Genomic DNA, 4722 nt, shown 5'->3' on the forward strand with positions numbered 1-4722 from the left:
CACCCCGCGTGACCCATGGGTAACGATTTTTTCCGTTAAATCATTCTGGAGGCGCATAGCCAGGCGATCATGCATATCGACTTGAATGGAGACCAGAAGGATATCGCCCATCTTCAATATGGGTATCTGTTCCATGACAAGAGATCCCTTCTAAACTCGGACGGACTGAGACACGATATTCATACCGACCCGCTGCATGGCTAGTCTGAAAGCATCAGCCAACGTCGCCTTTGTGGAAATGCCGCCCAGGTCGATCGCCAGGTGGACAATCGTTTGAGCAATCTGGGGCCGAATGCCGCTGATGATGCAGTCCGCGCCCATCAATCGGGCTGCCGCCACAGTTTTCATCAGATGCTGAGCCACCACGGTATCCACGGTTGGCACTCCCGTGATGTCGATGATTGCAATTTTTGATCCGGTTTCCATTATGGTTGTCAGCAGCGATTCCATGACGGCCTGGGCCCTGGCGCTATCGAGCGTGCCAATCACAGGCAGGGCCAGAATTCCGTCCCAAAGCTTCACGACGGGTGTCGAAAGTTCAAGCATTTCCTGCTGCTGCCGATTGATCAATTCTTCGCGACCCTTCTGGAAATATTCCATAGTGGTCAATCCGAGAGCATCGATCCATTCATTCGCGGCCCATATGGCCTGATAAAGATCATCACTGTTTTTCGCAAGCTCCTGGCCGATCCGCGCCAGGAGCGGTTTTTTCAGAAGGAAAATAAAGCTGGCGGTTTCACTCGGCGTGTAGCCTTGCAGCGCATGATCGCGGGAGAACGTGCTCATCATCTCCTTCAGCTCGTTCCATTCGCGGCTCCGGGTATCGAGGTTGGAATTGTTCTGCAGGCCCTGAATGAAGATGCGGAGAAAATTTTTGCACAGCTCGCGGACTTCGGCTTCGCGCACCAGCCCCATGCGGGTCATAGGCGAACGTTGACCGTCGAGCTGGGCTTTGATCCAATCGGTGAGAATATCGGTCTCGTGTTTCTTAAGGACATCACCGAAGGGATTCTTCTGCTGCATGGTCTTACCTCGTCCAGGAATTTGTGTTCAAAGCTACATGGGTAATGATGGAGTGAGAGATTTCTGGTTTCCTTGATGTTCAAAGGCTTACATGAATTTCCAGCAAAAGCAAAGAGGTGAGAGGATTGCGCGAAATCTTATTCCCTTGCATGAATCAAATTTCATACAGTCTGATGCTTCATTTCGAGTGTTTTGGAAGTCTGGAATGCTCACTGTCCTGAAATTCCTCCAGTGCTTTTTCTGTAAGGAATGCGCGGCTGAGTTGGGCTCGTTCTTTGCAATACAAAGCCTCGTGCATTTCTGAGGTCAGAAATATTTCACAATGACATGAGTTGGAGGTGAATGATGCAGAACGAACAGTCGGTAGAACAGCTGAACCGCTTGTTGCGCGGCGAACTTTCCGCGATCGAGACTTATGAGCAAGCCCTGCAAAAAGTGAAGGATGCCACCACCACCGACACGCTGCGGCGTCTGGCGGAAGACCATCGCTCCGCGGCCGACATCCTGCGTCAGCAGGTGGCGTTGTGCGGCGGCACGCCCGATCATGACTCAGGAGCGTGGGGCGTATGGGCCCGAACAGTTGAAGGCACCGCCAGTCTTTTGGGCGATAACCTTGCTCTGAAAGCTTTGAAGGAAGGCGAAGAGCACGGACTCAAGGAATATCAGGACGTGGCTGCGGATGACAGCATTCCTTATTCCGCCCGCAATCTGATCACCTCGGATCTTCTGACTCGGCAGCGTCAACACATTGGTGTTCTGGATCGCGTAATGGCGACACTCTCTTAATAAATCTGGGAAGGGCTGACCATGGATAGCAAAGTGAAAGAGGCCAGGCACGAGGCCTGGCAGCATCTGCAAAAGCTGATCAAAGATGTGGAAACGGCGATGCTGACGACGATATCGGGCGAAGATTTTCTGAGAAGCCGCCCTATGATTACGCAGGAGACCGATGACACGGGCGTGCTTTGGTTCTTCACCAACGATCATCAGGCGAAGGCCCAGGAGCTTGAAGAAGATCCGCGCGTCAATGTCAGCTACAGCAATCCCAGTGCGAACCGCTACGTCTCGGTCAGCGGACTTGGTGAAGTGGTCCATGACGAAGAGATGAAGCGCAAACTCTGGAAGCCCATCCTGAAGGCCTGGTTTCCAGACGGGGTGGACGACCCGCATCTCTCGCTCCTGAAGGTCTATATTGAGAAGGCGGAGTTCTGGGACGCTCCGGCCAGCACCTGGGTGGAGGTGGCTGGCTTTGCCAAGGCGCTTCTGACCGGTAAGCCCTATGAGGCTTCGCGTCAGGAACATGATACGATTAATTTGGTCGATCCGTCCGGTTTGTCGCAGCAAACATAGGAGAGCTAAAATCTCAGACCGTTTGTCGTTAAATACTAGCCTGATCTGATAGCAATTTTGTTTGTATGACAAAATTTTCTGTCAGTTCAGGTTTACACTTCATTCGCTACTTTAAAGAAACTTGCCCCAGTCCCACCGCGTCAAAATTTTTGTATGAGGCCACAGAGCATAGTGCGGCGTGGGTTGCTCCTAGTACGCTGATTTTTCAACCTATCAGGGTTGGCTAATTTTGAAGTTTCATCTTACGTCTATTCAACTGAGATGTCGGTTATGGCCTCAATTGAACTTTTTCCATTGCAAGTTGCTTTTCGAATTTGGATCAGCCACTTCCAGTAGACCCGCGACTTAAACTTTCGATATGACTACTCGAGTCGTCTGCACCGGCCTCTTAACAAAGCATCTAATCTTAATAATATGACCGAAACGAGTTGAAATTTGCTGCCACATAACCATCGGCAAACCAGATTTATTTCTACCCCATCCGGTCCGCAGAAAACCGATTCAAAACTGCTCTGGATACCAAACCGGAATCCGATCAGGGTTTCCTGTCCACCCCCATTCAGTTAGCATTTCAATAAAAATCTCTCGATCGTATTTGTCGCTAGCATGAGATTTTTGCACAGAAAAGCCGAAGCCAGCCTTTGTTAACTCTTTCTCTAAAGAGGAAATGTCTTCAAAAGACTCAAGAATCAAAGTTCCTTTTTCACCACCAAAGTCATGAAGAAAAACTGGTGCCTTCAAAACAAGTATATTTTTCAACACCAGATCAAAGTCAATCTCAATCGTTAATTGAAGATCGCTTGCGGCTTCTATCCACTTTAATTGGACCTTAGACAAGGGACTCATACCACTCCTAATTGCGTACTGGAAGATGGTTAACTGGCCCGACATGAATATGTGGTTCTTTTCCGAATGGCCTATTTGGATGACTTTCCGGGCCCCGAGCGCGGTCCCCAAAACCGACCTCTTTACCCCAATTGACCAATATTTCGGCTTCAGACTTTGTAACACCGCCAGCTCTTTCCGCTTCTTTCGCTATTTCAACAAGCGCTCCTTGGTCAGGCGTAAATCTCTTACCCGTTTCTGGAGCCTGTGTTTGCTCATTGCCATCGCTCGCCATCCAGTTCTCAATGGCATCAGCAGCAATCAGAGTTACATTTGCCGCGACATAACCAATCGCGGAACCATATGCTGCTCCCTGGGCAGCCCCATATCCAGCGCCAGGAATCGCCAAAGTTCCACCCGATACCGCCCCAGCTGCAGCCCCACCGCCAAGGCCACCGAGGACAGCCCCAGCTGCAGCCCCACCGACTGTAAACCCGGTTGTAATGTATGCTCTCAACTCATGAGCCACACCGTTAAACAACCTCCCCATCGCAGCATTCAAAGCGCCGGATTCAAAGCTTCCGCCGCTAAGCTCGGAAACTGAACCACCGACAATTGCTGCTCGTGCAGCACCGGAAGCGATCTCCCAGCCGTTGCCTTTGGCGCTACCATAGAGGTTATTTTGCCCGGCCAGCTCTGAGAGACCCGATGATAGAAACCCCGACTCGAACCTTCCGCCATTCGCTACCGCAGAAAGACCACCGACTGTTCCATGGGCTGCGACTTTCGCCAGCCTCATGCCTGTATCCATCTTAACGGTTTCGAAGCAAGATCCCACCATATTGAAAGCGGCCGCAGTGATGGCCCCATTCAAGGCGGCCTTTTTGTCCCCATTGGTGGCAACATAGCTGCTTGTATATCCGACAGCAGCATAATATGCCGCCGACTGCTCCCAGGACGCTGATGCCCACTGCGGCTGCCAAATCGTGGCAGCAACCGAAATTGCTATGGAGGCTGCTAGACGATGATAGCGAGCGTCAGACGCCCCTTTTGAGAGCTTACTCCAGGTATTTTCAAGAAATTTGCCCGGATTTTGTAATGCTTTGCTGGCACTGGTTAAACCCCTGCCAAGCTCCCGGAACGCATGCTTGAAAAAATGGCCCGACGGATCAGTATAGCTCAGGGGGTTATTGATAACGTAGCTATACCTGTTTAAATTTTGAACTAGCTTTGGATCTTGCACGTAAGGGTCTGCTGACAGAAAGAGTCCAATCGTGGGATCGTACATCCGCCCCTTCATGTGGATGAGGTTCATGCTCTCAGCGTGATCATGCCCTGTGAACCCACGGCTCGTGGTCTTTGGCTTAAAACCGTCAAGCCAGGAAAGGTCCTGGACGCTGCGCCTTTGGCCAAATGGGTCATAGTCCATGCGTTCAATGATCGCTCCTGTTTGGTCCGCAGCAGCCAGGGTCGAGCCGAGGAAGTCCTTGTAGAGATAGTGTTCCCTCAAATCAGTGCCTTGTG

The 4722-nt window shown here is 51.0% G+C and carries 5 protein-coding genes and 1 pseudogene; 2 read left to right on the plus strand and 4 right to left on the minus strand.

Annotated elements, in window-relative coordinates; genetic code table 11:
• Both VFO10_RS31275 and VFO10_RS01655 read right to left on the minus strand, forming a co-directional pair.
• A pseudogene (locus VFO10_RS31275) lies at positions 1-135 on the minus strand (anti-anti-sigma factor); the annotation flags it as partial.
• 15 nt (positions 136-150) lie between these two features.
• Positions 151-1023, minus strand: coding sequence for an STAS domain-containing protein (locus VFO10_RS01655; protein WP_325136924.1), 873 nt, complete (start codon positions 1021-1023; stop codon positions 151-153).
• A 345-nt stretch (positions 1024-1368) separates the two neighbouring features.
• Here VFO10_RS01655 and VFO10_RS01660 point away from each other — a divergent pair, with 345 nt between their 5' ends.
• A complete protein-coding gene (locus VFO10_RS01660) occupies positions 1369-1809 on the plus strand; it encodes a PA2169 family four-helix-bundle protein (RefSeq protein WP_325136925.1) in 441 nt (146 codons plus the stop codon).
• A gap of 21 nt (positions 1810-1830) precedes the next feature.
• Positions 1831-2373 carry a pyridoxamine 5'-phosphate oxidase family protein gene (locus VFO10_RS01665; RefSeq protein ID WP_325136926.1) on the plus strand — a complete coding sequence of 181 codons (543 nt, stop codon included), beginning with the start codon at positions 1831-1833 and terminating at the stop codon, positions 2371-2373.
• Positions 2374-2874: 501 nt separating this feature from the next.
• Here the strand turns inward: VFO10_RS01665 and VFO10_RS01670 are convergent.
• Both VFO10_RS01670 and VFO10_RS01675 read right to left on the minus strand, forming a co-directional pair.
• Positions 2875-3219: a hypothetical protein gene (locus VFO10_RS01670; protein WP_325136927.1), complete on the minus strand. Its 345-nt coding sequence runs from the start codon at positions 3217-3219 to the stop codon at positions 2875-2877.
• 7 nt (positions 3220-3226) lie between these two features.
• A partial coding sequence (locus tag VFO10_RS01675; RefSeq protein WP_325136928.1) for an RHS repeat-associated core domain-containing protein occupies positions 3227-4722 on the minus strand: 1496 nt, incomplete at its 5' end.

This window comes from Oligoflexus sp. (assembly GCF_035712445.1).
Taxonomy (GTDB): domain Bacteria; phylum Bdellovibrionota_B; class Oligoflexia; order Oligoflexales; family Oligoflexaceae; genus Oligoflexus.

What these genes read in the sequence shown, in the direction of transcription:
- VFO10_RS01655 (WP_325136924.1), bottom strand. Translation starts at nt 1,023, where the DNA reads ATGCAGCAGAAGAATCCCTTCGGTGATGTCCTTAAGAAACACGAGACC.
- VFO10_RS01660 (WP_325136925.1), top strand. Translation starts at nt 1,369, where the DNA reads ATGCAGAACGAACAGTCGGTAGAACAGCTGAACCGCTTGTTGCGCGGC.
- VFO10_RS01665 (WP_325136926.1), top strand. Translation starts at nt 1,831, where the DNA reads ATGGATAGCAAAGTGAAAGAGGCCAGGCACGAGGCCTGGCAGCATCTG.
- VFO10_RS01670 (WP_325136927.1), bottom strand. Translation starts at nt 3,219, where the DNA reads ATGAGTCCCTTGTCTAAGGTCCAATTAAAGTGGATAGAAGCCGCAAGC.